Below are 26,348 nucleotides of genomic sequence, written 5' to 3' on the forward strand. Positions count from 1 at the left end.
GGATACGCTATACCTAAACGCGGCAGCTATAGAACTCTGTTAAGGGGAAGCATGCAAATCGTTTACACGTAAGCTGCACAATATTTTGACCGAATAAATTTCTCAAACCATTATGCGGACCATTTTTTTATGGTTTCCGCAACAAATTGTTCAGCATGAATCAGTCTTGCCACAAGTTCATGTTTAGATAATTTAAGGTATTTTTGATATGATCTATTTTTGATTTTTAAGATCATATCACGACTTTCTAAAATGACAAGTTGAATAAAAAAAGCAAAGTACCGTGGTAGTACACACAGTTCTTTGCCTTTTTTTAATTGTATAACATTTGATTAGATATCCGTAATCAATTGAGAAAACTCAGTGTCGCAAATGTCTCAGTACATTCTGTACATTAACATTATAATTATAGATTAATATTATTTTTACCCCAGATATTCTTATCAGTACTCTATGATATTCTGGAACTGTTGAAGAATCATACTTATTCTCATCCCACCAAGTACACTTTCTTTTATAAAACTGTATAAAACGATCGTTTAACTCCTTGATGTTAATTCACACAAAAAAAATTAATTGTCATATATCCCAAGTGTATCGTTGATCATATTTTTTATAAGTTCTTCCTCTTCAGTATCCTTATATGAGTCCCATAATAATGCATTATCTTGCGATATATTAAACATATCATCTATTAAATAGTCCACGACGTAATACACTATTGGAACTTTAATATTAGTTTCATATTTATGATTTCTTATTAAAATTAAGTCGGTTTCTTCTGGGTTATAATTAGATGTAGGGAGAAGCTCAAGTATTTGGTTAATCGGAGTGTTATCCAACACTTTACATATTTTATCTATTCCAAAGTATTTTTCATTTACATAATATTCTTTTAAAAATATCGATGTATTAGCTACTACACCTAAGTAGTAATTATCATTAGAAAACTCAAAACTTATTACATTTTCAATTGAGCTTATAAAGTTTGTAAGTATGTTTTCTCCGTCAATAATATAATCTTCACCATTCGAATAATAAATTATATATTTTTTAAGTGAGTTTTCAGCGGTGTATCTGCCCATAAATTTGGTAAATGCTTTTAAGATATTACTAGCATTAAGTTTAATATTAAGACCTTTATAATGATCAAGGCGTTCTTTTATTTTTGTAAAAAGAAACTGAAAGTCAATAATAAGGACATCATCGATTTCGGCAAGTTTATCAATGTTGATACTTCTTATTAAGTTGTTGGGTATTTTGATGTCTATTTCGTCTAAATCAAAATCGTAAGTTTCATTCATATCCATTACATCTTCAATATTATACATATTTAACAAATCTTCTCTCGATATATATGGGAGTTGAAACGACTTAATATAGAAAACAGGTATATTTATTTTTTCGTCTGATTGGTATGAACATAGTTGTAAAACTAAATCAGGATTATTAATGAAGGCTACTTTTATCTGGGACCCACGTTTTAAATACCTAAATCCTATACTAGTAATGTTCCTTCTGTTCGTATCGTTAAAATAAATGCAATTATAAAATTTACTATAAAAAACAATAAATCTTGGAGGTGTTGTGTTTAGTATCTTAAGTAATTTTCTAATAATATTATGTCTTTTAAAGCTATCTTTATTTGTAGTAAGTGATCCAAATATCTTATTTGTTTCATTGAAATCCGACCCTGTAAGTAAAACATCCTCTCGAACGGATACATTTAATGTCACTCTATCTTCAAAATTTCTCTCATAAAAGAGATAAAACAAATCATCATTCCAAATAATTTCTTCTTCTAGGCAAGCTCCGCAAACCGTTCCTCCTACCCCATATTCTAAAAATCCATTCTTATATATAATTATTTGCAAAAAAGCAACCATTTTACTGAGAATTGTTTTGGGATCATCTTCTTCAAAATCAAATCCTTTTGTGAAATTTAATAATGTATCTGTAAGTTGGGTTATTTTATTGCCACTCCCAATACTTTTAGCTTCATCAATTCTTTCGAATGAAGAAGGTGTTACATAAAACAACATGTTTGAACTTGCTTTTTTCTTGGCAACTAATAATTCGAACTCAGCTGCATGGGAGAATGAATTACTGATATTTTGTAATATTTCTTCAATATCAAAGTAGCTTAACTGTAACTCAATTTGTTTAATAATATCTTTTGAATGTTCTACTTTTCCAGAATAAGCAATTAATAAATTTTCAATTCTAAATAACTTAGAGGTGGTTTCTTCAACATAATAATCTCCGTATTTACCATGTTCTTCACCAATAGAACTTACATTTGAATTTAATATATCATTTTCTTTACTTGACATTAATGAATCTCCAACCATAAACACACAACCATTTTGTTTCCAAGCAAAGCAGTACGTCATATTATCCTCCAAGTTGGTCAACTAGTGAATTTTAAAAAAAGCATTCTCACCTAATCGCGAAACTTCAAAAATTATCATTACATAATTCCACATACTTTTTGATATTCCTTGTCATCTATTGATCGGAGGTCTAGGTATGTTGGCCCGGTAAAAATTTACTATCAGCAACTAACACAATACTCTCTAAACAAATAGAGATTGTGAACTCAATGCCTCATTGATCGGCTCCCGCTATTCCTGCATATTACTCTTGCCATTGTACCGCTAGAAATTGATCTAGGAGTCATTTAGAGAAAATAGCTTAGATAAACTCTAAGCTCCTACCAGATCACCTAGCTAAAAAAGCAAAAACACCTGATTTTCAGCATCAGGTGTTATCAGGTGTGTTCGGGTGTTATCTAATATTAATCTATTAATTTCGTCAACAATCAGTCAACTCTACTATTTTCTAGCCTCTGTTTCGCATATTCATTTCATCTGTACTAGTCACGAATCCCCGCTCCACCACTGTAATCTCAGCCTTCTGTACCATTCCTTACCAACAAAGCGACCGATTCCACATGCACCGTATGCGGGAACATATCCACCGGCTGAACCTCAACTGTCCTATACCCTCCGGCCTCCAGCACCTGCAGATCCCTCGCCAAGGTCGCTGGGTTACACGACACATATACAACCCGCTCCGGCTTCATCTCCAGAATCGTGTCCAGCAGCTGCTCATCGCAGCCTTTGCGAGGCGGATCGACGACGATGACGTCCGGCTTGATGCCTTCCGAGCGCCAGCGCGGAATGACAACCTCGGCAGCTCCCGCTTCAAACGATGCATTTTCAATGTCATTTAATGAAGCGTTCCGCTTGGCGTCCTCGATTGCCTCCGGAACAATCTCAACCCCATACACATGTCCAGCGCGGCGGGCCAGGAACAGCGAGATTGTCCCGATGCCGCAATAGGCGTCGATGACATTCTCGCTGCCGGTCAGGCCGGCATAGTCGACAGCGGATTGATAAAGCCGGAGCGTCTGCACCGGATTGACCTGGTAGAACGACCGTGCTGATATGGCGAAGCGGATCCCGTCGAGCTCGTCGTAAATGACATCGCTGCCCCAGAGGGTGCGCGTCTCGTCTCCGAAGATGACGTTGGTCTGCCGCTTGTTGATGTTCTGTACGATGCTCGTTACCGCGGGCAGAGCTTCGCGAATGCCCTGGATCCAGTCCTCCAGGCGCGGAATGCGTGGACCGTTGGTGACGAGGACGACCATCATCTCGCCGGTGACGAATCCGGTCCGGACGACGACATGGCGGAGGATGCCGCGCCCTGTGGCTTCGTCGTACGCGGAGATGCCGACGCGGTTGCCAATGGCTTTGACCTGCCGCACCGCAGAGTCATTGTTCTCGTGCTGGATCAAGCACGCGTCCATGTCGACGATGCGGTGCGAGCCGCGGGCGTAGAAGCCGCCGATCAGGCTGCCGGCCGCGCCTCCGTCCAGGTCCGCCATCGCCATGCCGATGGGGACCTGCGCCTTGTTGCGGTAGCGCCAAGGCTCGTCCATCCCGATCGTCGGATGGACGACCACGCCTGCGCGCGAGCTATTCTCTTCGGAGGCCGCAGCAGCGCCGGACTCAGCGGTCTCGCGGCCTTCAACCGCCCGCGAGCTGCCTGCCACGGTCAGCTTGCCGATGCGCTCCAGGCTGTCGATGACATGCTGCCTTTTCCAGGCCAGCTGTCCTTCATAGCTCATATGCTGCAACTGGCAGCCGCCGCACTGCTTGTAGATCGGGCACGGAGCCTCGACACGGTCAGGGCTTGCCTGGAGCAGCTCCAGCTGCTTGGCATAACCATAGGTTTTCTTGGTCTTGAGCACCTTGGCGGTAATTTTCTCGCCCGGCAGCGCTCCCTGAACGAATAAGGTAAAGCCGTCGACGCGGCCAACCCCTTCGCCTTCATGCGTCAGCCCGATGATGTCGAGCGTGACGATATCGTTTTTGCCGACTGGCAAAGCTGGTTTCATCTCTTCGTTTCATCCGTTCTCTTCGTAGTCTAAAAGGTCCGACAGAGGCTCCCAGCCTCTTATGTCGCGGAACGAACGGTTCCGCTCGCGGCCTTGTCCGTCAGTCAAGAATACCATATTTCCGCCTCTTTCGCTCCGTGGCAGAAGTCTCCAAGCCCTTTTGAAAGGGATGCTAACCATAGAGCCTTCCCGATGGTCGGTCTACTGGCGAGCCGAGGCGGTGATCATAATTCTGAACCTGCTGAAAGCAAAGCAGCAGTAAGACAAAGAGCGCCAGGCATAATGATGTCTGGCGCTCTATTCATTAACTTGTGGCGACATCGGCCACCGATGTGCAGAAGTACCGTTCAACGAGCATATTAACAGGTGCAGAAAGTGCGGTTGGCACTTTCAAAGAAGTGGGCTAGGGGCGGAAGGTGAGGCCAGTTTCTCCATATAAGTTCATTTCCTACATGTCGCAGGCTTACATGTGGCGGGCTTCTGCCACCTATGTGCAACTTGTACCATCCAAACGAGTAAGGACAGGTACAGAATGCAAAGCATGCAACTTCATACAGGTGCAGGAATCGCAGCAGGCACCTGCAAGGTGCAGAATGCAAGCTTGCAACTACGTACAGGAGCAGAATCCTACTCAAAGGTGCAGGAAGCGTAGCATGCAGCCATGGATAGGCACTTAATCCTTCTAGCCGGAGAGGCCGGAATGGTCGTGAAGAAGCGCAAGCGTTCGCATTTGAAGGCCGGATTTCCCCCATCAAGGGGGTAATCAAATCAAGAAATCCGGACTTCAACAGCGATCGGAATGACCTTCCGACTTCTCGAATGACCTTCCAGCTTCTCGAATGACCTTCCGGCTTCTCGAATGACCTTCCGGCTTCGGAGGCAATAGCTTTCCAGATGCTAGTAGCTAGCCTTCCCATCCTGGTCCACAAAGATATTCAGATGCGAAGGAAGCATCGTGAACGTGCAGGGCAGCGTGCCGCCGTACTCGCCGTCGAGATTGAGCTGGACATAGTCCGGCGTCGTGATCTGCATGCGCGGCGTCTTGAAGTGGATCAGATGCGGATCGTTGAAATGCTCCCCGCGCAGGGCGAGCGTGACGATGCGGATGAACTCCGCCAGGTTGCATTTCTTGAGCACGACGACCTCGAACAAGCCGTCGTCCAGCCTCGCGTCGGGGGCCAGCTTCTCGAAGCCGCCGACGGAGTTGCTGTTGCAGATGAGGAACAGCATGATCTCCTCATGGATTTCCGGAATTCCCTCCGCCTGGATGAATACCTCGGTGGCGCGCAGGCGCGTCATCTTCTCCAGGCCCTTCATGTAATAGGCAAGCTGCCCGATCAGCGTCTTGAGCTTGCTCGGAACCTCGTAGGTCAGCTCCGTCATGGAGCCGCCGCCGGCGATATTGATGAAGTACTTCTTGCCCGCGCGGCCGACGTCGATGGGCCGGGCATATTGGCGTGTAATCAGCTCGCACGCATACTCCAGGTTGCGCGGAATGCCGAGCGCCCGGGCGAAGTCGTTGGTCGTGCCGACCGGCAGGATGCCGAGCGGCGGGCGGTTCTCCTTCTCGCCGAGGCCGTTGATGACCTCGTAGAGCGTGCCGTCTCCGCCGGCGGCGATGATCATGTCGAAGCCGCGGTCAGCCGCATCGGCCGCCGCGATGGAGGCGTCGCCCTCCCCGGCTGTGGCATGGGTGCTTGTCTCAATGCCCCCGCGCTCCAGCATGGTGAGGATATCGCCCAGCCTTTTCTTCATCTCTTCGCGCCCGGAAGTCGGATTATAGATCAGACGGGCTCTCTTGTACGTCTTGCTCATGCTTCATCCTCCTGCTTGTTCCAGCCACTGCAGCATCTGCAGCTGCATCCAGCGGACGACCGCTGCATCCGGGAGCATCCCCCGACCATTATATTCATATTCTAACTCACTCAGGCGTCCGGGAATCACCGAGGTTGTGAAATATCCTTGGCTAAGAAAAAGCGGAACGACGATGACGCGCTCCCGAGGGCGCTTGCGCAGCATCGCCGACAGCTTGCATGCCGCCTGATCCGGCAGCAGCATCGCCGTCTCCGCCCGGGCGAAGCCGCCCGCTGCCCTGATCCGCTCCGCCATCCGGCGCATTCCTTCGCGCCAGCGGCCGTGGAACACGGGCTCGCGTGAGCCATGGCCGATCAGCAGCAGCGCCTCCTGAGCGGGATCGCGTGAGAGCTCCAGGATATTCGCGAGCAGCAGCTCCGCGATCTCCGGCTCGTCGTCGATCGGCCGGCCGGGATAGATGCGGGCGCCGCCAACACGGAACATCCCGATCTCTCCTGCCCGGTTCCCCGCCGGGGGCTGGCCGAACGACTGCATGATGTCGTCGACATGCGTCGCTCCCGACGAGACGAACAGCGGCAGCACGAGTATATCCGTGACGCCGCGTCCCAGCAGCTCGTCGACCCCGTCCTGGATCAGACGCCCATCCACGAGCTCCAGGAACGACGAAACGACCGGCACAGGGCCGGCCGGTTGCTGAAGTCGTATCGCTGCCGCCTCGACGGCTTCGTCCACGAGCGCCACCCAGCCCCCGTCGCGGGAGCCGTGGCTGATGACAAGAATGCCGGGACGGACAATAGGGGAGGGAAAAGAAGATGATGAAGTCGCCGACGCTTGCAAGGACCGCTCCCCATCCGGGTTGCCGAGCGGAATAGGATGGCCTGCGGAGCTCATTAGCGGTCCAGGCGGTCGAGGGTCATCTTGTACCCGTCATTGCCGTAGTTCAGGCAGCGCTTGACGCGCGAGATCGTCGCTGTGCTCGCTCCCGTCTCGGCTTCGATCTGGTTATAGGTGCTTCCTTTGCCCAGCATGCGCGCGACTTCCAGACGCTGAGAGAGGGATTGGACCTCGTTGACCGTGCACAGGTCGTCAAAAAACACATAACATTCTTCCACGCTCTTGAGCGTGAGCACCGCTTCGAATAATTGGTCGACTGCTTTATCGTTCAGCTTCTTTAGCTGCATTAATCCTTCACCTCGGTAAGAGTATCGCTGACTTTCTGGCTAGTGTCGCTACCTTTCATTCTAAAGGGATACGGCGAAGAAAACAACCAGTCACCGTATTCACGCTTTAGAGGACAATAGAATAATGAAAACGCTATCGTAATAAATCGCCAAAAATCCTCTTCTTCCTCGGCGGAGCCCTCCCTCGGGAAGCCCTGTCTCGTGCTGCTGAACCGCTGCCAAGCGCCCGCTTTCACGCGATTCATATCGGCCGTTGCCATAGCCGATGCCCCAGCCGGTTGCCCATGAGCAATCAGCGCCGGGCCCATCGTTATGCACCAATCGATGCCTCTCCGGCCGCAGGACCAGGCGCTCTCCTTTTCCATGGAAATCTCCTGCAGGCATCCCCCCATGGGTTTTTCGGCAATAACCGGGCTATCGTCCATACCTTCCGCCCGCCTATTCCATACACTGTAACAAAAGCGGAATAAATCCGCCTTATACCAAGGATGTGATTGCAAGTGAACCCGAATCATTACCCTCCATCCGGCCAGCGCAACACACCTGCCTCCGGACCGCCTTCTCAGGGAGGCATTTTTCCAGGCCTCGGCAATTCGTTTCCTTTTCAGCATATGCCCCAGCAGTCGCTCTTCGCTCCGATGCCGTCTTCGTCCCCTTCCTTGATGCCGTCCGGTCCCGCTACGTCGATCGGACCGCTGGCCACGCTGGAAGCGGCTGCTCCCGCAGCCAAGGGCGGCCTGTTCTCGCTCGACAAGCTGTCGGATATCAAGGGCTTCGTAGACCGGATCGGCGGCCTTGACGGCATTCTCGGCACGATGACCAAAGCCCAGAAGATCATCGGCAGCTTCCAGCAGATGGCTCCGCTGATGAAGGTCATGATGGGATCGTTCGGCAAGAAAGGCTCTGACAAATCCAAGCTGGTGAATCTGGAAGACGACGACTGGAAACCTTCGAAGAAAAGAAGAAAGAACAAGAAACGCCGTCCGTCCGGTTCCCGCAAACGCAAAGGAGGCTCCGCCAAAGGTTCGCGCAGCCGCAACCGCCGGCGCCGGAAAGGGCGCATAACGAAGTTTGATGAATAACTTGTTCAGGCGCAAAAGACAGCCCGCCCGGCCGCATGAAGCGGTCCGGACGGGCTGCTTGCCTTGCAAGATGAACATGAGCCGTCCAATGCGCCTATAGGAAGATCCATTCGATGATCTTGTACATCAAGGCGGACAGGCCCATCGCGATCGGAATTGTGATGATCCACGAGATGACGATGCGTCCCGCCATGCTCCACTTGACGTTGGCGAAGCGCTTCGCGCTCCCGACGCCGAGCAGGGACGACGTGATGACATGCGTCGTGCTGACCGGGAAGTGGATCAGCGTCGCGGTGAAGATGACGGCGGCAGAGCCAAGATCGGCCGCGAAGCCGTTGATCGGCTCGATCTTGAAGATCTTGGTGCCCATCGTCTTGATGATCTTCCAGCCGCCGACCGATGTGCCGAGCGCCATGGCCGTCGCTGCGGACAGCTTGACCCACAACGGAACCTCCAGGTGGTCCTGGATGCCTGCGGCCACGAGCGCGAAGGTGATGATGCCCATCGCCTTCTGCGCGTCGTTGGTGCCGTGCGTATACGACTGGAATGCAGCCGTGATGATCTGGCCGGTGCGGAAGCCTTTGTTGAGCTGATGCGGGTTGCCGTTGGCGAAGATCAGCTTCAGGATCCACATGAGCGTGAAGCCGATCGCGAAGGCGATGAACGGCGAGAAGATCAGGCCCTTGATGATGTTCGTGAAGCCGCCTGCGTTGATGGCTCCGAAGCCGTCCGCCGCGATGACTGCGCCGGCAAGGCCGCCGATCAGCGCATGGGAGGAGGACGACGGGATGCCGAACCACCAGGTGACCAGATTCCAGATGATGGCGCCGAGCAGCGCCGCGATGACGATCTGCTCGCCGTGGGCGAGCGTGGCCGGGTCGGCGACGCTGCCGCCGATCGTCTTGGCGACGCCGGTGAAGCTGAGCGCGCCGACGAAGTTCATGACGGCGGCCATGATGATGGCTACGCGCGGCTTGAGCGCCCGGGTCGAGACCGAGGTGGCGATGGCGTTGGCCGTGTCGTGGAATCCGTTGATGAAATCGAATGCCAGCGCCAGAAACACCACCGCTATCATGACGACAAATGTTGTATCCATGGGCTGCGGTTAGTCCCCTATCCTATTAACTGTTACGCATGATAATGGTTTCAAGCGTGTTGGCGACGTCCTCGAAGTAATCGGTCGTCTGTTCCAGCATTTCATACAGTTCCTTGCGCTTGATGAGCTCGATCGGGTCCTTGACGTTCGTAAAGAGCGCCTTGATGCAGACGCGCAGCAGATCGTCGGCCTGGTTCTCCAGCTCGTTGATGGCGATATTCGGCTCGCGGATGGCAAGCAGCTTTTTCTGGGACAGCAGGTAGATCGCTTTCTTGACTTGATGCGAGTTGCGGACCAGATTGTCAGCGAACAGGCGAATGTATTCGTCATGGTCGGTAACCTGGTACATCTCGAAGCGGGAAGAGCAAGCCTCGATCTCGTCCACGACATCGTCGAGAGCCGTCGTCAGCGCCATGATGTCCTCGCGCTCGATCGGCGTAATGAACGTCTTGTTCAGCTCCGTAATGATCGTATGTGTATAGCGGTCGCACTGGCTCTCATAATCTTTCATCACCTTGGCAAACTCGCCGACATTCGTCAAATCCTCGACACCGCGGGCAAAATATTCCACGCATTCGACAATCGTGTCCGCCATCTCTTCCAGCGTCTTGAAGAAAATATTCTTCTTGGCCATGTTCGTCCCCTTTGCTTTCAGGAAAATGATGCAGCTTGCCCAATTTGGGCCGAACTAATCTTATCACAGTTGCTCCGCATCTTGTAAAGAATTTGTAAACGAAAACAAGCCGTCTGACACAAAATTGTCGTTTTTTCGACAATATTCGACCTTTTTCGCCTGTTCCCAGTCTTCCCCTTTCTTCCGCTCCTATGCCGAAAAAGGAATAACGAAGAACGCCGGGCGGGTATATCCGCTCCGGCGTCCAGATGAAACGGGAGATGCTGCCGTCCCGGCTCCTAACTCGAATGTAATCAGCTGTACGTGACATGGCCCTCAAGCGAAGGATCGAGGGGCATGACATGCCAGAACGTTTTGCCCGGCACGAAGTTCAGCTCCCTCCCGTCCTTCTCGAGGCGGAACGAGCCGTCCGCGCCCCGCTTCCACTGCGCCTCCATGACTTGCCCGCGCTGGATGAGCAGCGCCGGCCCTCCATCCTTCAGTCCGACCTCCAGCCGCCCATAATCGTCGTACGCCCGGTGCTTGGCGCCGATGACGACCAGATTGCCGGCGGCGAGCTGCTCCTTGCTCTCCCGGTCCTCATGCGGCTTGCCGTCGATGAAGCGCTTGTACACGTCAGAGCCGGAATCGTACTCATACGACACCTTGTAATTCTGCAGCTGGAACCTCAGCTCCACATGGGTGGCCGCAGGAGAGGCGGCATCGACCGAAGCGTTCGGAGAGAAGGTGTAGGAAGGCCCTCCCGCCGACTTCAGATAGCCCTTGCGGTCGGCGATCTTCGTGATCTTCTCCAGATCGGTGTACAGGTTGTGCGGCGCCTTGCGCGTCTTGTCCCGCCAGTAGTAGCCGCCCGCATTGGAAATCTCGTCGAGATACGGCTTGCCCTGATGCTGCAGGATGTCGTAGGCGTCCGTGCTCGCGCCCGCATGAGTGAGGACGCCGTGGAAAGACTCTCCGATCTCGATCAGATACGGCCGGATGCTGCGGACCGGGCCGATGGCTCCCTTGTAGACGGTGTCGCTCTGGAAGACGGCGATCAGCCTTGTGATTCCGCCTTCGGCGAGCACCTCCCACAGCATGTCCGCATGGGTCAGCCCGCTCTGAGGGCGCGCCGCGGAGAAGTTGTTGACCATGACCGTGTACGGCCTTGCCGTCAGGGCGGCTCCGTCCGCCAGCGGCAGCCCCGTCAGCGGCGCGGCCGGCCCGGCCTGCTCCGCCGGAGCGGAAGGGCTCGGCTCCGGCGACGGGCTCTCCGGGGCAGGCGCCGATGTCGGCGCCGCAGTCGGCTGCACCGAGGCGGGAGAGCCGCATCCGCCGAGCAGCAAGCCGGCGGCCAGCAGCAGCGCTGCCGCCGTCTTGAGATGCCTGGGACGGGGCAAGCCCGGGGTCCGCAGTTCCATGTGCATATCCAGATGTTCCTCCTCCAATATCCATAGGTTGGCAGTTATGTCCATTTAAGCATACTTGCCGCAGCTTGTCTCCCGCGGCCTTCGGATAGAGGAGGAAGAAGCGGATCATACTACCAATTGCCATCATGCCGCTGTTCTGTTTCTGCTTGTGCTGACAGCAGGCTGCTTCAAGAGCGAGATTTCCGCCGACCTGATGTTCGTCAAAGCCGTCGGCATCGACGATGACGAGGAGAGCAAGGACTGCACCGTGTATGTCCAGATGCTCGCGGAGGAAAAATTCGCCGGGATGCTGACCGAGGAGCAGCTGGAGAGCTGGACCTGGATGAATCCCAACATGAAGAGGTTCCACGCCCGCGTCAGCCTCTGTATACCGGAACGCGCTGACGATCGAGGCCGATCGTTTCGGCCTTGAGGAGATCCTGTACCTCAAACATCCCGGACGCTGGAAGCAGCTGACCCGGGATGGCAAGGAGTTTATGCTGAAGGAGGATTCCTTCGATGTGGAAGTTGGCGTGGATCTGCAGACATCCGGGAAATACAAGCCGCTATGAATGATGCCGCGCCGTTATGAGCCCGCATGCAGACGGCCGCTGCCGAAACCTTCGATGCGCCTGCAAGATCATTTCCTTGAAGCGATGCCGGCGGTTCAGATGCTCCAGTGCTGCCACTCCTGCCGGCGGCCCTCCAGCTTCTCCAGCCAGTCGGCCGTCAGCCGGATCGCCTCCTCCTGATGGGCGCGGGTCGAGTAGGTATGGTCCGCCTGGAAAATGATTTCCTTGTCGCACAGCCCGTCGCCGCGGGTCCAGAAAACCTTCTGGTACAGGAAGCTGTAGTCGGCCGGAATGACATCGTCGCTCGTGCCGTGCACGAGCAGCACGTCGCCGCCGAAGCGGGACGCCGCCTGGAACGGCTGATGCTGCTGCAGCGAGTCGAAGAACACCGGCTCGAGCGTGTAGCCCGCATAATCCGTTGATCCCTTGAGCACGGCTTCGTCATAGCCTCCGCGTCCGACGATGCGGACGATGTCGTTGAACGGATAGCCGACGGAGGACCACATGACCAGCCTCGTCACCCTTTTGTCCTTGACCGCCGTATGCAGGGCGACCGCTCCGCCGAGACTGTGGCCCAGCAGGGTGATCCGCTGCGGATCGACGCAGTCCATCGAGAGGATGTAATCGAGCGCGGTGCGCGTCTGCTCCACCATGGAATCGAAGCCGAGCGAGCCGTAGCTGCCGCCGCTCTCCCCGCAGCCGCCGTAATCGAAGCGCAGCACATAGGAGCCCTGCGCCGCAAGCTGGCGGGCCGTCTTGACGAACAGCCGGTCCACGCCGATCCGGCTGCCGACGAATCCGTGGCAGATCAGGACGGCGGGCTTGCGCTCCTCCCGCTCCGCTCCTCCTCCGGCAGGGTAATGCAAGGTAGCTGTCAGCTCCAGTCCGTCATGACGCAAAGTCAGCTGTTTTTCCATATGCGCTTCATCCTCTCTATCGGGGTCCGATTCATTCATCCTCATAATTCCGACCGAATTAGTAAGTATTATCTGAAATCAGCTTAGCATCTCCCTCCGCCGTCTGTCAATGGAAGGAGGCTGATGCCCGAACCGCAGCAAAAAAGCCGCTCCGAATGGAACGGCTTGGCCGGTGCAACCCTATATGACGTAACGATATGATCAAGAGACAGGAGAGAAATCCACATGGAACAGCTCATCGATTGGATCGGACGCCACTGGCTGGCCGCATTCCTGGCCGCAGCGCTGCTCGTGGCAGTCGGGTACGTATTCGTCAACCGCAAGTTGCTCTTCTACAAAGAATGAGCTTCCTGCCTCTCGGCTCCGGCACGGGCCGGCAGCAGAGGCAGAATGAGCTCGGCGGAGGTGCCGGATCCCGGCTCGCTCCGGAGCAGCAGCCGTCCGCCGTGCAGCTCGGCGATTTCCTGGCAGATGGCCAAGCCCAGGCCGCTTCCCGAACGGGATGAGCCTGCCTTGTAGAACTTGTCGGTCACATGCGGCAGGTCCTCCGGCTCGATGCCGACGCCGGTATCCTCGACGCGCAGCACCGCCTCGTCGCCTTCGCGGGAGGACATGACGCGGATCGTTCCGCCATGAGGGGTGAATTTGAAGGCGTTGTCGATCAGGTTGATCATCACCTGGCGCAGCCGGTTCGGATCGCCGGCGACATACAGCGGCTGCGGCTCCAGCAGGCTGATCAGGCGCACGCCGGTCTCCTCCTGCCGCACCGCAAGCTGCTGGACGCATTCGCGCACGGGCAGATTGAGGTCGAACTCTTCTTCATGGAGATCCATGCTCTTGGAGCTCAGCTTGGAGAAATCGAGCAGATCCTCGACCAGCCCCGTCAGCCGCTCCGTCTCGCGGGAGATGATGGACAGTCCTTCGCGCAGCTCTTCCCTATCCGTATGAGGATCGGCGAGCGTCTCGCTCCAGCCCTTGATCGAGGTGAGCGGCGTTCGGAGCTCATGGGATACGGAGGAAATGAAGTCGTTCTTCAGCTTCTCCCGCTTGTTGAGCTCGACAGCCAGCGTATGGAGCGTGTCCGACAGCTGGCCGATCTCATTGCGCTTGCCGCTGCCGGAGATGCCGAGCGACCAGTCGCCATCCGCCATGCGGCGGGCTCTGCGGGTCAGCTCCCGGAGCGGCCGCACGATCAGGTTGGCCATCAAGACGCTGAGCAGCAGGAAGAGAGCGACGATGGCGGCAGCCGTCAATGCGGTCATCTGGAACAGACGAGCGACCATCGCGTCGACTTCCTTCAGCGAGGCGGAGTAACGGATGATGGCCACGATCCGGCCGTCCCGGTAGAGCGGCGAGGAGGCTGCGGCGATCCGCTCTCCGGTTGCGTCGTCCTTGCCGTACCAGGCCGTCGTATCTCCCGCCGCCGCATGCACGACATCGGGCGTGCGGATCGTCCGGTTGTCGGAGATGCCGTCCGAATCCATGAACATGCGTCCGTCGGCCTGCAGCATCTGGATGCGGGGGTAGCCCTCGGTCATGTTCTGGAGCATGTAATCCGCCCGCTCGTTCGGCGTCATCCACTGCATGGAACGGGCGTGCAGCGTCATCGAGGACTCCACGCGCTGCTTCATCGCGCTGGAGGCGCTGCCGTAGTAATAGTTCCAGATAAGCGTCATGAACATGCCGCCAAGCACGAGCACGACGAGGAAGATGAGCAGGAAATAGCTGAGCACCATCTGGGTTCTGAGGCTTTTCATGCTTCGCCTCGCTTCCAGCGGTAGCCGTAGCCCCACACCGTCTCGATGATCGCCGGCTCGGAAGGATTGCTCTCGATTTTCTGGCGGATGCGGCGGATGTTGACGTCGACGACCTTCAGATCCCCAACGTAATAACGTCCCCACACCTCGCTGAGGATCTCGTCCCGCGAGACGCTCTGGCCGCATCTCTCCATGAGCAGCTTGACGAGCGTCCATTCGGTCGGCGTCAGCACGATCTCGCGTCCGTCCTTCCACAGCTTGTGGAGCCGCTCAGACAAGCGGAACGGACCGGCGGCGAGCATGTCGGCCGCTTCCGGCTCGAAGGATGCAGCCGCCTGCCCCCGGGAGAGAGAGGCCGCTTCTTGAGCGCCGCTGGAAACCAGGTCCGCCGCAGCCTGGCCTGCCGGCCGCAAGGAAGGATCGGCATCTCCGGGCGCCGGCGCCGGGCTGCCCGCCGCGGGAGCGGACAGACGCAGCCGGCGGGAGAGGGAATGGATTCTCGCCATCAGCTCGCCGGGGCTGAACGGCTTGTGCATATAGTCGTCCGCGCCAAGCTCCAGGCCGCGGATCTTGTCCTCTTCCTGCGCCTTGGCCGTCAGCATGATGATGCCCATCGCCGGATAAGCTTCCCTCAGCGAGGCGCAGACGTCGAATCCGCTCATGCCCGGCAGCATGACATCAAGCAGCGCGATATCGACCGCTCCTTGCGACAGCACCAGCTCCAGCGCCTCTTCTCCGCTGCCGGCCTCCAGCATCTCCATGCCGCTGCGCTTCAGGTTGATGCGGACGAAGCCGCGGATGGCCTCTTCATCTTCCACCAGCAAGATTCTCAAGCTTCCCTCTCCTCCTTTCCGCTTGAAATGGGATCCATTCGTTCCATGACATCGCTAATTTTCCGGGAGCAGCCTGACCGAAGAAGCAAGCTGCTCGTCGGTCAGCCGCATGGAGCGGTACTGGTTCAGCTCCGCCTCCGGCCACTTGCCGTCGGGATCGGGCTCCTGCACGGCGGCGTAGACGAATCCCCCCGCCGTACGGAGGTTGACGACTTTTTTGCGCGGAGCGCCGAGAGCGGCCGACCAGCCGTCCCATTCCTTGACCGGAACGGCGCAGATCGTCCAGAGCGGGGCGATACGGCCCGACTTGGCGTTGTAATAATTGACGGTAATGATGCCGTTCGCGATATCGTCGGGACGTGTCAGCGTGAACTGGCCTCGCCAGCGCGACGGAATCTGCAGCGACAGCCCATGTTGATAGCTGTTGTACTCGATCGACACCGGCGCGAACGGCTCCCTCGGATCATACTTCTCTTCGCCGGGCAGCAGGCCGTTCCACTGCATCCACTCCGTGTAGAACAGCATGTCGGCATGAGGGGTGTCCTGCTTCTGTCCGGCCGCTTCCGTGAGGCGGCTCCATTCGAGAATGCCGTCTCCGTTGATGTCTCCGTTCATGACGCCGCTCGGACTGAAGCCGAGGTCGGGATTGCCGTACGGCGGGTATACCTGCTCGAGGGCTCCTTCATTCCACATGAACATGGCGCTCATGGAGGAATGCGCTCCGACGCTTGCTTCAGCGATGAGGCCGTACCGCTCCTTGGACACTTTGCCCGCGGCAAGCCTGTCGTACAGGTTCACGTCGGGATACAGCGGAAGGGATGCCGCTTCCGTCAAGCGGCCTTCGGCCAAGCGGTATACGCGAAGCGTAGGGAGAGTCCCTTTTTTGTTCCGGTTCACGAGGGAAATCTCGGGCAAGCCGTCGCCGTCCACATCGCCGGTCTCAGCCGTCTCGTAGGCTAGCTCGGCGAGCGGCTTCAGAACGAGTCCGCTGTCCCCTTCCTCGAATTGCGGATTCAGGAACGAGTAGACCTGCAGCATATATTGCTGCCCCGACGTCGAATCGCCGGGCACGCTGACCGCCCAGCCCGCCACGAGCTCTGGCCGCTTGTCGCCGTCGAGATCGACGATGGACAGCCAGTCCAGGCTGGTGCTGGCCGCAGAGCGGATGGTAGCCCACTTCTTCCAGCCGGAAGCCTCCTCCTTGGCGATCATGAGCTGGCAGCCTCCGTAGCTGTCTGTATAGGAGACAAGCGCCTCGGGCTTGCCGTCTCCGTCGAGATCCAGCGTGCGTATGGCTTCCGGCTGCTTCTCCCGCTGCGGCAGGGCGAGCGAGCTTCCCGGAGGCAGCAAAGCACGGACTTCCTGCGTCAGCTTGCCGGACGGCTGGGCCGCCTCCGGCGCCGTGAGCAGGTCGGCGGGCGCAGCCGTATAACGGCAGCCTGCCAGCAGCACAAGGCAAGCCGCTGCGGCCAGGCAGGCCGTGCGGCGTTTCAAGGACGGACGGCGGGCAGTGCCCGCCTCCCGCCGATTGTATTTAAAGCGCATGGTCAAGTCGCCTGCTCCTCCTTCGTGCCGATTCTGCCCACACAGCGATCCCCGCATGGCGGCGGAAATCAGGCTTCAGGCAGCTCGTCGACCGTGACGAACACGTAGCCTTTGTTCTTCAAATCCTTTATGATCAGCGGAAGCAGCTCGGCCGTATGCAGCTTGCTGCCGAAAGAGTGCATGAGAATGACGCTTCCGGGCTTCACATTGCGATCCACATTGGCCCGCATGGTAGCGACGGATGTGCCGGCCCAGTCCCGCGTATCGACGTTCCAGAGCTCCATGCTCCGGCTGCTGTCCCGCAAGATCTGCTTCAGCTGCGGCGATGTCGAGCCGTATGGAGGGCGGAACAGGCTCGGAATGATTCCGGTTGCCCTTTCGATAAGTGTATCATTATACGCGATTTCTTGCAGGATCTTTGTCCTGCCTGTTTTAGCCAGATCGGCATGATGATAGGTATGATTGCCTAGGGCATGGCCTTCCTTGACGATGCGGGCGACGACGTCGGGATACTGCTTGACCTGCGTGCCGACGACGAAAAAGGTCGCCTTGATGTCATTTTTCTTCAATATATCGAGAATGGCCGGTGTCGTGCGGCCGTCCGGCCCGTCGTCGAACGTCAGGGCAACCGCGCGCGTTCCCTTCGCGACCTTCGCCGTATGCTGCCTTCCGTCATTCGGTTTGGCCAGGCCGGCAAGCGACGTCTTTCCTTGGCCGTAGACGCTGTCGGCCACGTTGCTGCCAGGGGCTGGCGCAGCGTTCACATGCGGCTTGGGGCTTGGGCTGGCAGCCGGCCTTGGGCTCGAGCTCGGAGAAGCCGGAGGCGCGGACGGATCCGGGCTTCCGGCCGGCATGGGCGAAACAAGGGATGCATCCGTCCCCGGCGAGACGGACGGAATGGGATCCGCCGGAAATCCTCCGGCCGATACGCGGTCTGCCAGATCGCCCGCGGAACAGCCTCCGGCTGCCGCCAAAGCCGCGGCCAGCGGCAGCAGCAGCAGCCTCCGGCCGATCCAAGCCCCCTGCGATCTTCCCCTTCCTGTTGCGGTAAGATGGCGGGACTGCTTCTTGAACGCCGCTCCCGCGTTGATTTCTTCCGAATGCCTGAACGTCAGTCGTGTCATGATGTCGTTTTTCCTTCGTTCTTTCATTTCGCGCAACTTCTCCCCACATGATTGGATGAGACCATCGTAAGGGATCCGGCTCCAGGAGGAGTTACAATCCGGTAACACGGCCCGACAGCCGTCCCCGATATTCGACACGGTCTGTGGTACAATATGTCTATATCATTCGATTCAGACATTTCTGTAAAGGGGGTGGCGGTCCTGAACAAATCATCCGCCCGTTCCAATCCGCTGCGGCTCATCATCCTCGGCATGCTCATGGAGAAAGACCGGCATCCTTACGAAATCTATACGACGATGCTCGAGCGCAGAATCGACCAGCATACGAAGGTCCAGATGGGCTCGCTCTACTATGCGGTCGACCAGCTGGCGGCCAGCCATGACATCGAGCCGGCCCGCACCGTCCTGAATCCGCGCGGCCAGGAGAAGACGGTCTATCGGATCACCGAGCCGGGCAAAATCCTGTTCCATGAGCTGTTCTTGGCCCGGATGAATGAAATCGGCCCGATCTACCATCCTATGCTCGGGGCGCTCGGGTTCGCCCGCTTCATCGATCCCCATGAGCTCGTCTCCAGTCTGGAGAGCCGCATCCGGGAGCAGGAAGAGGTCGTCCGCCACTGGGAGGCTGTGTACGAGGAGCACATATCCGATGTGCCGCGGGCTGCCCTGCACATGATGTCCGGCATGCACGAGCATGCTCTGACGGAGCTGCGCTGGCTGCGCAGGCTGCATGCGGACGCCGCCGCCGGACGCCTCGGGGAGATCGGCTCGCCGCTGGACCCGCTGGAGGATTGATTGCTGCGAAGGCGCCTGCCTGATACGGCAGCTATGGGCTGGAATGGTGTCTTTGCACGCGGCTTGCCGGTATAGAAAAAGAGCTTCGTTCCCGAATGGAACGAAGCTCTTTTCGATTGAACCGAGGCTCTGGCCTGTTGGACCCGACTTTCTTGTTGGATCAAGCTTGGGTCTCTTGGAGACAAGGCGTTCTGAGCGGAACGAAACTGTGGTCTGCTGGACAAACCTTTCTGATCGGAACGAAACTGTGGTCTGCTGGACAAACCTTTCTGATAGGAACGAAACTGTGGTCTGTTGGACAAGACGTTCTCATTAGCACCAAGCTTCAGTCGATTGAATGGAAGCTCTCTTCCACTATCCTTGCTGGGAGCTCCCTCACTGGGCAAGCAGCAGGACGATGGAGAACAGTCCGAAGCAGATGTTCAAAAGGTAAAGAAAGGACACGACTTGAACCGGCTTCATTCCGGAGGCAAGCAGCCGGTAATGCACCTGGGACGCGTCCGCCTTGTAGAACGGCACTCCGCTGCGGATGCGGGAGATGACGACGCGCAGGTTGTCGAGAATCGGCACGCCGAGCGACAGGATCGGGATGAACAGCGACAGCAGCGTCGCTTGCTTGAACGCGCCGTCAAGCGCGATGACGCCAAGCATGAAGCCAAGATAGGTCGCACCGGCATCTCCCATGAACACCTTGGCCGGGGGGCGGTTGAAAACGAGATAACCGGCCGAGATGCCGACGGTGATGACGGCCATCATGGCGGAGCCCTGCTGGCCCATGACCAGCGCGACGACGAGCAGCGTGCCCGCCGAGATCGCGGACAGTCCGCCGGCAAGGCCGTCCATGCCGTCCGAGAAGTTGATGACCGTGGTCACGCCGAATATCCAGAGAACCGTGAAAAGGAACGAGAGCCACTCCGGCAGCGAGACGTAGGAGCCGGTGAACGGATTTTCGAAGCCCGCGAATACGATGCCAGAGGCATAGACGAGCACAGCTGCGGACAGCTGGACCGCCATCTTGGGCAGCGCCGGGAACTCCCTGCCATGCGTCTTGTACCAGTCGTCCACGAGACCGATCAGCAGAATGAGCAGCCCTCCCCCGAGAATGGCAAGCGACTGCGTCCACGTATCGCGGACAAAAATCAAGTAGACGGCGGTGAATCCGGCGAAGATCGCAATTCCGGCCGTCAGTGGAATCGGCTCCCGATGTATTTTGCGCTCGCTGTCCGCACGAGGCTTATCCACAAAGCCGATTCGCAGGGCGGCTCTGCGCAGCGGCGGAATCAAGGCGACGACAATGATGAACGATAGCAGAAAAGCGATCACGTAACTCATAACCCACTCCCTTCCAGGTTGTCCATTCGATTTTATCTGGGTAAAAATGGCATTGTCAACGACAACATCTCCCGGCAGCTCTTCTTAACGGACCTGCTTCGACACCTTTCGAGACAGGCAGAGGAAACGCCGTCCCGGCTGGAGCGGATAAGAAGAGCCTGCAAGGCTCCGGAGGCTGACGCCATGAAAGAGAATCCTTCCGCAAACAGGCTCATTGCCCACTGTAACCGGCGTGCATGAACGCCAGATGAACGTCAGATGAACGCTTCATTAAACGGCCAGACGGAGACTTCCAAAGCAAGGCCATGACAAAAAAGCCCCTTTCTTCCGGAAGGTCCGGAAGAAAGGGGCTTTCACGGTGTTGCTTGACGCGGCATCCTCGCCTTTTGCTCGGCAGCCGCGGTTTCAGCCTATCTGTCGGCTTGCAGCGCCTTCATCGCGATGTCGGAGCGGAGCTGCATGCCCTCGAAGGAAACGACAGCTGCCGCCTCGTAGGCCCGGGAGCGGGCTTCCGCGATATCGCGGCCGCGGCCGACGATGCCGAGCACGCGGCCGCCGCTCGTGACGATCTCGCCGTCCTGCAGCGCCGTACCGGCGTGGAAGACGAGCGCGCCGGCGGCTTTGGCCTCCTCAAGGCCGGAGATGGCGCGGCCCTTCGGATACGAGCCGGGATAACCCTCCGATGCGGCAATGACGCATACGGCCGCCTCGTCGCTCCATGATATCTCGATCTGGTCCAGAGTGCCGTCCATGGCGGCGAGCACGATATCGAGCAGATCCGTCTGCAGCCTAGGCAGCACGACCTGGGTTTCGGGATCGCCCATGCGCGCGTTGAACTCCACCGTCTTGACTCCCTCGGGCGTCAGCATGAGACCGGCGAACAGGACGCCGCGGAACCGGCGGCCTTCGCTGACCATCGCCCGGGCCGTCGGCTCGATGATGGTACGAAGAGCCTCCTCGACAAGAGCCGGATCCACATGCGGCAGCGGTGAATAAGTGCCCATCCCGCCCGTATTGGGACCGAGATCGCCGTCAAAGATCGGCTTGTGGTCCTGAGCCGGCACCATCGCCCGCACGGTCTCTCCGTCTACGAAGGCAAGGATGCTCATCTCCTGTCCGGTCATGAACTCCTCGATGACGACCTGGCTGCCGGAGGCGCCGAACACGCCGCCCAGCATCATGCCCCGGAGCGCTTCCTCCGCTTCCTCCAGCGTCGCGGCCACAGTCACGCCTTTGCCCGCGGCGAGGCCGTCCGCCTTCACGACAACCGGAAGCGGCTGCAGCCGCAAGTAGGCGAGAGCCTGCTCGAAGTCCGTGAACGATTCATAACGGGCGGTTGGAATGTTGTATTTTCGCAGCAGGTTCTTCATGAAAATTTTGCTGCCTTCGATTTCAGCGGCTTTTTTGTCCGGACCGAACGCCGGAATGCCTGCCGCCTCGAATACGTCTACGATGCCAGCGGCAAGCGGATCGTCGGGACCGACGAACACCAGGTCGATGGCCGCCTCCTTGGCGAAATCAGCCAGCTCCGCGAACTTGTCGGCCGCGATCGGCACGCACTCGGCGACTTCCGCGATGCCCGCGTTGCCCGGCGCGCAGTACAGCTTCTCCACTTTGGCGCTCTTCGCGAGCGACCATGCGATGGCATGCTCGCGGCCGCCGCCGCCGATGATCAGAATACGCATATTCATGCCCCCTGTAGATGATATAGGTCGATCCTTCCGCCTTCCTGATCCCGGCGAACCGGAACTAGAATGACATCGTCATAACCGGCGATGGACAAAACGAGAGGCGCCTTTTAGCGCCTCTCGATGTCGTTCCGTCGTTCAGCGCAAGGCGCCTGCCAGCAGCCGTCGGAAGGCCTTATTTGCTGAAGCTGTCCTCAGTGCTTGAAATGGCGGACGCCGGTGAAGACCATCGCAATGCCGTGCTCGTTGGCCGCCTTGATGGACTCTTCGTCCTTGATGGAGCCGCCAGGCTGGATGATCGCCGTAATGCCGGCAGCAGCGGCCAGCTCGACGGTGTCGCCCATCGGGAAGAAAGCGTCGGATGCAAGCACCGCTCCCTTCGCCTGCCCGCCGGCTTGCTCCACGGCGATGCGAGCCGCGCCGACGCGGTTCATCTGGCCGGCGCCGACGCCGACCGTCATGTCATCCTTGGCCAGCAGAATGGCGTTGGACTTCACATGCTTGACGACCTTCCAGCCGAAGAGAAGCTGCTTCAGCTCTTCCTCGGTCGGCTGGCGGTCGGTCACGACCTTGAGATCAGCTTCCGCGATGCTGTGCACGTCGCTCTCCTGCACGACCATGCCGCCGGCCACGCTTGTGACGACCCAATCGCTCTTGCGCTGTGAAGCAGCCGGAAGCTCGCCGGTTTTCAGCAGGCGGATGTTTTTCTTGCGGGAGAGGATTTCCAGCGCTTCCGGCGTGAAGTCCGGCGCCAGGACGATCTCCAGGAAGATTTCCGACAGCAGCGCCGCCGTATCGGCGCCGATGATCCGGTTCGCTGCGACGATGCCGCCGAAGATCGAGGTCGGGTCGGCCGCATAGGCTTTTTGATACGCCTGATGGATATCGGCTCCGACGCCGACGCCGCAAGGATTCATATGCTTGATCGCTACGACCGCCGGCTCATCGAATTCCTTGACGATGGCGAGCGCCGCATTCGCGTCGTTGATGTTGTTGTAGCTGAGCTCCTTGCCGTGGATCTGCTCGGCCGTCGTGACGTTGCCTTCCTCGGCCAGAGGCTTCCGGTAGAAGGCCGCGCGCTGATGCGGATTTTCGCCGTAGCGGAGATCCTGCACCTTCTCGTAGGTGACCGTATAGCGCTCCGGCAGCGGCTCGCCGCCGAGCTTGGAGAGGTAGTCGCCGATCAGGGCGTCGTAAGCGCCGGTATGGCGGAACACCTTGGCCGCGAGGCGCTTGCGGGTATCCAGCGTCGTGTCGCCGTCCGCCTTGATTTCCTCCAGCACAGAAGCGTAATCGGCGGCATCCACGACGACGGTGACGAAGGCATGGTTTTTGGCCGCGGAGCGGAGCATGGTCGGACCGCCGATGTCGATGTTCTCGATCGCATCCTCATAGGTGACATCCGGCTTCGCGATCGTAGCGGCGAACGGATACAGGTTCACGACGACGAGATCGATGTAATCCAGCCCGAGCTCCTGGATCGCCTTGCGGTGCTCCTCATTGTCGCGCACGGCAAGCAGGCCGCTGTGAACGGCGGGATGGAGCGTCTTGACGCGTCCGTCCATGATTTCCGGGAAGCCCGTCACGTCGGAGATGCCGATGACCGGGACGCCTTCCTTTTCGAGGAGGCTGTGGGTGCCCCCTGTGGAAATGATCTGTACGCCCTGAGCCGCAAGCTCGCGGGCAAATTCGACGATGCCGGTCTTGTCCGATACGCTGATTAACGCCCTGCGGATAGCCAATTTGTCCCCTCCTGATCGGTTGTATTAAATGAATTTCATAATGGCGGATTAAATGTCGCTGACTATTTATCCTCCGAATCGTTCTCCGGCACGATGCTGTCCGGAAGCCGGACCCGGCGGCCCTCCAGCGTGATGAGGCCTGCGGCGAACTGCCTCACGACCCAAGGATAAAGGACGTTTTCCGCCGCATGCATGCGCTCCGCGAGGGAAGCCTCCGTCTCGTCCTCGCCGATCTCGATCGCGCGCTGGGCGATGATCGGACCGCTGTCGAGTCCTCCGTCGACGAAATGCACGGTGACTCCCGTCACCTTGGAGCCGTGCTCCAGCGCCTGGCGGATCGCATGCATGCCCGGAAATGCCGGCAGCAGCGACGGATGGATGTTGATGATTTTGCCTTCAAATGCTTCGACAAGCAGCGGCGTCAAAATACGCATGTAACCCGCCAGCACGACGAGGCCGACGCCTCGCTGCCGCAGCTCGGCCAAAATCTCGCTCTCATATTGTTCGCGGGAAGCATAATCCTTGGGGGCAAAGGTCCAGGCGTCGATGCCTGCCGCCTGCGCCTTGGCGACGACGGGGGCCGACGGCCTGTCGCAGACAAGCAGCTCCACCGACGCGCCGGCCAGACGGCCGCCGGATGCGGCCGCGGCCAGCGCCGCGAAGTTGCTGCCCTCGCCAGAGGCGAAAACCGCTATGCGCAATGGCGCCATTAGACGTCGGCTCCGCGGAACGTGACGATGCGGCTGCCCTCCGTGACCGTGCCGATGCGGAAAGCCCGCTCGCCCAGCTCGTTCGCCGCGGCGACGGCCGCCTCTGCCTGATCGGCAGGCACGACGACGACGAGGCCGATGCCCATGTTGAACGTCGTGAACATGTCGCGATGCGTGATGGCGCCTTTTTCCTGCATGAGCGAGAAAATCGGCTGGATCGGCCAGCTGCCGTATTGAATCTCCACATTCACGCCTTCCGGCAGCACGCGTGGGATGTTCTCGATGAAGCCGCCGCCGGTAATATGGGCCATGCCCTTCACCTCGACGCGGTTGATCAGCTCCAGAGCCGGCTTGACGTAGATTTTCGTCGGCTCGAGGAGGACGTCGCCCAGCTTCTTGCCGCCGAGCTCCTGGAGCTCATCCTGCAGGCCGTAGCCCGCCTGCTCCAGCAGCAGCCGGCGCACGAGCGAGTAGCCGTTGCTGTGGATGCCGCTCGAGGCCAGGCCGATGACGGCGTCTCCCGGCGCGATCGTCGTGCCGTCGATGATCTTCTTGCGGTCGACGACGCCGACCGTGAAGCCGCCGATATCGTATTCCTCCGGCGTGTACATGCCCGGCATCTCGGCTGTCTCGCCCCCGATCAGGGCGCAGCCTGCCTGCACGCAGCCTTCGGCGATGCCGGCGACGATCGCCTCGATCTTGGACGGCTCCACCTTGCCCGTCGCCAGGTAGTCGAGGAAGAACAGCGGCTCGGCGCCCTGCACGATGATGTCGTTCACGCACATGGCGACGGCGTCGATGCCGATCGTGTCATGCTTGTCCATGGCAAAAGCGAGCATCAGCTTCGTGCCGACGCCGTCGGTGCCGGAGACGAGCACCGGCTCCTCATACTTGTCCTTGTCGAGGCCGAACATGCCTCCGAAGCCGCCCAGGCCGCCCAGCACCTCGGGGCGGAGCGTTCTTTTCACATGCTTCTTCATCCGTTCGACCGCTTCGTTGCCCGCCGCGATGTCGACTCCGGCCTGCTTGTATGCCTCTGCCACTGAACGTTCACTCCTTTGGTATGAAAAACATGGACTGGCTGAACCTGTTGCTGCGCCCGACGGCAAAATCAAAACCTGGCTCCGCCCGACCGCAAAATCAAAACCTGGCTCCGCCCGACCGCTCGATCCTCCGATCGCTGTTGAAGCCGGATGGCCTGAATGTACGATTACAAGGAAGCCATCCGTCTTCAAATGCGAACGCTAAAGCTTCTACGGATTCGAGCGGTCAGGCTGCGCCGATCTTGAATGCCAACGCTGCCTCGTTGGAAAGGCCAAAAGCTCGCCAACGAGCGGCAATGCCTTCGTCAACACGCTTATTTAGGGAAGATTCCGCCCTCGCGCAATCGCGCTCAAGGGCGGCAAGTCCGACCTGCAGGCCCTGCGCTGGCGGGCCTGGTTGGCCGGGCGGATGAACCCGCCGGCAAGAGCTTGCCTGTGCGGTCTAGCACCGCTCCAGGCTCATTCTCGGCCGCTCGCCGAATGCACGGCGAGCGGCTGTTCTTGCTGCCGGGACAGCTGCGGCTGGTCCTCAGCACTGCTTGGCTTAGCCTTGTCGGCCACAGCGGCAGCGCGAAGCCTGTTCGAGCGGCACCGCCGTAGCCCCAGCTCTGGAACTCGCGCGATATAGAGCGGCGCGAAGCCTTTGGGGCAACACCGCCATAGCCGCCAGCTCTGAACTCGCGCGATGTCGA

22 protein-coding genes are annotated in these 26,348 nt (G+C 57.5%); 3 read left to right on the forward strand and 19 right to left on the reverse strand.

Annotated features, from left to right (window positions below; translation table 11 throughout):
- Positions 1–572: 572 nt before the first annotated feature.
- The 6 genes from AC06G8_RS19450 to AC06G8_RS19475 form a co-directional block, all read right to left on the reverse strand.
- A complete protein-coding gene (locus tag AC06G8_RS19450) occupies positions 573–2,333 on the reverse strand; it encodes a hypothetical protein (protein WP_480283617.1) in 1,761 nt (586 codons plus the stop codon).
- Positions 2,334–2,908: 575 nt separating this feature from the next.
- Positions 2,909–4,402, reverse strand: coding sequence for a 23S rRNA (uracil(1939)-C(5))-methyltransferase RlmD (gene rlmD / locus AC06G8_RS19455; RefSeq protein WP_480283618.1), 1,494 nt, complete (start codon positions 4,400–4,402; stop codon positions 2,909–2,911).
- Between the two features lie 897 nt (positions 4,403–5,299).
- Positions 5,300–6,217: a diacylglycerol kinase gene (locus AC06G8_RS19460; RefSeq protein WP_447664284.1), complete on the reverse strand. Its 918-nt coding sequence runs from the start codon at positions 6,215–6,217 to the stop codon at positions 5,300–5,302.
- Positions 6,218–6,220: 3 nt separating this feature from the next.
- Positions 6,221–7,054: a sirohydrochlorin chelatase gene (locus AC06G8_RS19465; protein WP_480283619.1), complete on the reverse strand. Its 834-nt coding sequence runs from the start codon at positions 7,052–7,054 to the stop codon at positions 6,221–6,223.
- 53 nt (positions 7,055–7,107) lie between these two features.
- Positions 7,108–7,398 (reverse strand): YerC/YecD family TrpR-related protein, encoded by a 291-nt coding sequence (locus AC06G8_RS19470; RefSeq protein WP_447664282.1) that lies wholly within the window; start codon positions 7,396–7,398, stop codon positions 7,108–7,110.
- A complete protein-coding gene (locus AC06G8_RS19475; protein WP_480283620.1) occupies positions 7,398–7,823 on the reverse strand; it encodes a hypothetical protein in 426 nt (141 codons plus the stop codon). The genes AC06G8_RS19470 and AC06G8_RS19475 overlap by 1 nt, the downstream gene beginning before the upstream one ends.
- A gap of 75 nt (positions 7,824–7,898) precedes the next feature.
- On the opposite strand from AC06G8_RS19475, the gene AC06G8_RS19480 reads away from it, so the two are divergent.
- Positions 7,899–8,480, forward strand: a complete 582-nt coding sequence (locus AC06G8_RS19480; RefSeq protein WP_447664281.1) for a hypothetical protein — start codon at positions 7,899–7,901, stop codon at positions 8,478–8,480.
- Positions 8,481–8,574: 94 nt separating this feature from the next.
- Here AC06G8_RS19480 and AC06G8_RS19485 read toward each other — a convergent pair whose 3' ends face one another.
- From AC06G8_RS19485 to AC06G8_RS19495, 3 genes are all read right to left on the reverse strand, one after another.
- Complete coding sequence (locus AC06G8_RS19485) at positions 8,575–9,576, reverse strand: inorganic phosphate transporter (protein WP_076359190.1); 1,002 nt, start codon at positions 9,574–9,576, stop codon at positions 8,575–8,577.
- Positions 9,577–9,601: 25 nt separating this feature from the next.
- The gene (locus tag AC06G8_RS19490; RefSeq protein WP_447664280.1) at positions 9,602–10,210 is read right to left on the reverse strand and encodes a DUF47 domain-containing protein; all 609 of its coding nucleotides are present in this window, start codon (positions 10,208–10,210) and stop codon (positions 9,602–9,604) included.
- 293 nt (positions 10,211–10,503) lie between these two features.
- Complete coding sequence (locus tag AC06G8_RS19495; protein ID WP_480283621.1) at positions 10,504–11,616, reverse strand: DUF3048 domain-containing protein; 1,113 nt, start codon at positions 11,614–11,616, stop codon at positions 10,504–10,506.
- 58 nt (positions 11,617–11,674) lie between these two features.
- Here AC06G8_RS19495 and AC06G8_RS19500 point away from each other — a divergent pair, with 58 nt between their 5' ends.
- Positions 11,675–12,031, forward strand: a complete 357-nt coding sequence (locus AC06G8_RS19500; RefSeq protein WP_480283622.1) for a hypothetical protein — start codon at positions 11,675–11,677, stop codon at positions 12,029–12,031.
- Between the two features lie 234 nt (positions 12,032–12,265).
- Here the strand turns inward: AC06G8_RS19500 and AC06G8_RS19505 are convergent, their stop codons facing one another.
- The 5 genes from AC06G8_RS19505 to AC06G8_RS19525 form a co-directional block, all read right to left on the reverse strand.
- On the reverse strand, positions 12,266–13,087 hold the full coding sequence (locus AC06G8_RS19505; RefSeq protein ID WP_447664277.1) for an alpha/beta hydrolase family protein: 822 nt from the start codon (positions 13,085–13,087) through the stop codon (positions 12,266–12,268).
- 332 nt (positions 13,088–13,419) lie between these two features.
- Positions 13,420–14,844: a sensor histidine kinase gene (locus AC06G8_RS19510; RefSeq protein ID WP_480283623.1), complete on the reverse strand. Its 1,425-nt coding sequence runs from the start codon at positions 14,842–14,844 to the stop codon at positions 13,420–13,422.
- Positions 14,841–15,677 (reverse strand): response regulator transcription factor, encoded by an 837-nt coding sequence (locus AC06G8_RS19515; protein ID WP_447664275.1) that lies wholly within the window; start codon positions 15,675–15,677, stop codon positions 14,841–14,843. Before AC06G8_RS19515 ends, AC06G8_RS19510 begins: the two co-directional genes overlap by 4 nt.
- 54 nt (positions 15,678–15,731) lie before the next feature.
- Entirely contained in the window at positions 15,732–17,222 is a 1,491-nt protein-coding gene (locus AC06G8_RS19520) for an FG-GAP repeat domain-containing protein (protein WP_447664406.1), read from the reverse strand.
- Between the two features lie 68 nt (positions 17,223–17,290).
- Entirely contained in the window at positions 17,291–18,346 is a 1,056-nt protein-coding gene (locus AC06G8_RS19525; RefSeq protein WP_480283624.1) for a polysaccharide deacetylase family protein, read from the reverse strand.
- Positions 18,347–18,538: 192 nt separating this feature from the next.
- On the opposite strand from AC06G8_RS19525, the gene AC06G8_RS19530 reads away from it, so the two are divergent.
- Positions 18,539–19,141 (forward strand): PadR family transcriptional regulator, encoded by a 603-nt coding sequence (locus AC06G8_RS19530; RefSeq protein ID WP_480283625.1) that lies wholly within the window; start codon positions 18,539–18,541, stop codon positions 19,139–19,141.
- Positions 19,142–19,516: 375 nt separating this feature from the next.
- On the opposite strand, the gene AC06G8_RS19535 is transcribed toward AC06G8_RS19530, so the two are convergent.
- The 5 genes from AC06G8_RS19535 to purM all read right to left on the reverse strand — a co-directional run bounded on the left by AC06G8_RS19535 (position 19,517) and on the right by purM (position 25,656).
- The gene (locus AC06G8_RS19535) at positions 19,517–20,473 is read right to left on the reverse strand and encodes an MraY family glycosyltransferase (RefSeq protein WP_447664272.1); all 957 of its coding nucleotides are present in this window, start codon (positions 20,471–20,473) and stop codon (positions 19,517–19,519) included.
- A gap of 410 nt (positions 20,474–20,883) precedes the next feature.
- Positions 20,884–22,158 carry a phosphoribosylamine--glycine ligase gene (gene purD / locus AC06G8_RS19540; RefSeq protein ID WP_447664271.1) on the reverse strand — a complete coding sequence of 425 codons (1,275 nt, stop codon included), beginning with the start codon at positions 22,156–22,158 and terminating at the stop codon, positions 20,884–20,886.
- 197 nt (positions 22,159–22,355) lie between these two features.
- Positions 22,356–23,903 (reverse strand): bifunctional phosphoribosylaminoimidazolecarboxamide formyltransferase/IMP cyclohydrolase, encoded by a 1,548-nt coding sequence (purH, locus tag AC06G8_RS19545; protein ID WP_480283626.1) that lies wholly within the window; start codon positions 23,901–23,903, stop codon positions 22,356–22,358.
- A gap of 62 nt (positions 23,904–23,965) precedes the next feature.
- Positions 23,966–24,613: a phosphoribosylglycinamide formyltransferase gene (gene purN / locus AC06G8_RS19550; protein WP_480283627.1), complete on the reverse strand. Its 648-nt coding sequence runs from the start codon at positions 24,611–24,613 to the stop codon at positions 23,966–23,968.
- The gene (gene purM, locus AC06G8_RS19555) at positions 24,613–25,656 is read right to left on the reverse strand and encodes a phosphoribosylformylglycinamidine cyclo-ligase (protein ID WP_480283628.1); all 1,044 of its coding nucleotides are present in this window, start codon (positions 25,654–25,656) and stop codon (positions 24,613–24,615) included. The genes purN and purM overlap by 1 nt, the downstream gene beginning before the upstream one ends.
- Positions 25,657–26,348 lie beyond the last annotated feature (692 nt).

The organism is Paenibacillus sp. SJS-P3, assembly GCF_056711585.1.

What these genes read in the sequence shown, in the direction of transcription:
- AC06G8_RS19450 (WP_480283617.1), bottom strand. Translation starts at nt 2,333, where the DNA reads ATGTCAAGTAAAGAAAATGATATATTAAATTCAAATGTAAGTTCTATT.
- rlmD (WP_480283618.1), bottom strand. Translation starts at nt 4,402, where the DNA reads ATGAAACCAGCTTTGCCAGTCGGCAAAAACGATATCGTCACGCTCGAC.
- AC06G8_RS19460 (WP_447664284.1), bottom strand. Translation starts at nt 6,217, where the DNA reads ATGAGCAAGACGTACAAGAGAGCCCGTCTGATCTATAATCCGACTTCC.
- AC06G8_RS19470 (WP_447664282.1), bottom strand. Translation starts at nt 7,398, where the DNA reads ATGCAGCTAAAGAAGCTGAACGATAAAGCAGTCGACCAATTATTCGAA.
- AC06G8_RS19475 (WP_480283620.1), bottom strand. Translation starts at nt 7,823, where the DNA reads ATGGACGATAGCCCGGTTATTGCCGAAAAACCCATGGGGGGATGCCTG.
- AC06G8_RS19485 (WP_076359190.1), bottom strand. Translation starts at nt 9,576, where the DNA reads ATGGATACAACATTTGTCGTCATGATAGCGGTGGTGTTTCTGGCGCTG.
- AC06G8_RS19490 (WP_447664280.1), bottom strand. Translation starts at nt 10,210, where the DNA reads ATGGCCAAGAAGAATATTTTCTTCAAGACGCTGGAAGAGATGGCGGAC.
- AC06G8_RS19495 (WP_480283621.1), bottom strand. Translation starts at nt 11,616, where the DNA reads ATGCACATGGAACTGCGGACCCCGGGCTTGCCCCGTCCCAGGCATCTC.
- AC06G8_RS19505 (WP_447664277.1), bottom strand. Translation starts at nt 13,087, where the DNA reads ATGGAAAAACAGCTGACTTTGCGTCATGACGGACTGGAGCTGACAGCT.
- AC06G8_RS19510 (WP_480283623.1), bottom strand. Translation starts at nt 14,844, where the DNA reads ATGAAAAGCCTCAGAACCCAGATGGTGCTCAGCTATTTCCTGCTCATC.
- AC06G8_RS19520 (WP_447664406.1), bottom strand. Translation starts at nt 17,222, where the DNA reads ATGCGCTTTAAATACAATCGGCGGGAGGCGGGCACTGCCCGCCGTCCG.
- AC06G8_RS19525 (WP_480283624.1), bottom strand. Translation starts at nt 18,346, where the DNA reads ATGACACGACTGACGTTCAGGCATTCGGAAGAAATCAACGCGGGAGCG.
- AC06G8_RS19535 (WP_447664272.1), bottom strand. Translation starts at nt 20,473, where the DNA reads ATGAGTTACGTGATCGCTTTTCTGCTATCGTTCATCATTGTCGTCGCC.
- purD (WP_447664271.1), bottom strand. Translation starts at nt 22,158, where the DNA reads ATGCGTATTCTGATCATCGGCGGCGGCGGCCGCGAGCATGCCATCGCA.
- purN (WP_480283627.1), bottom strand. Translation starts at nt 24,613, where the DNA reads ATGGCGCCATTGCGCATAGCGGTTTTCGCCTCTGGCGAGGGCAGCAAC.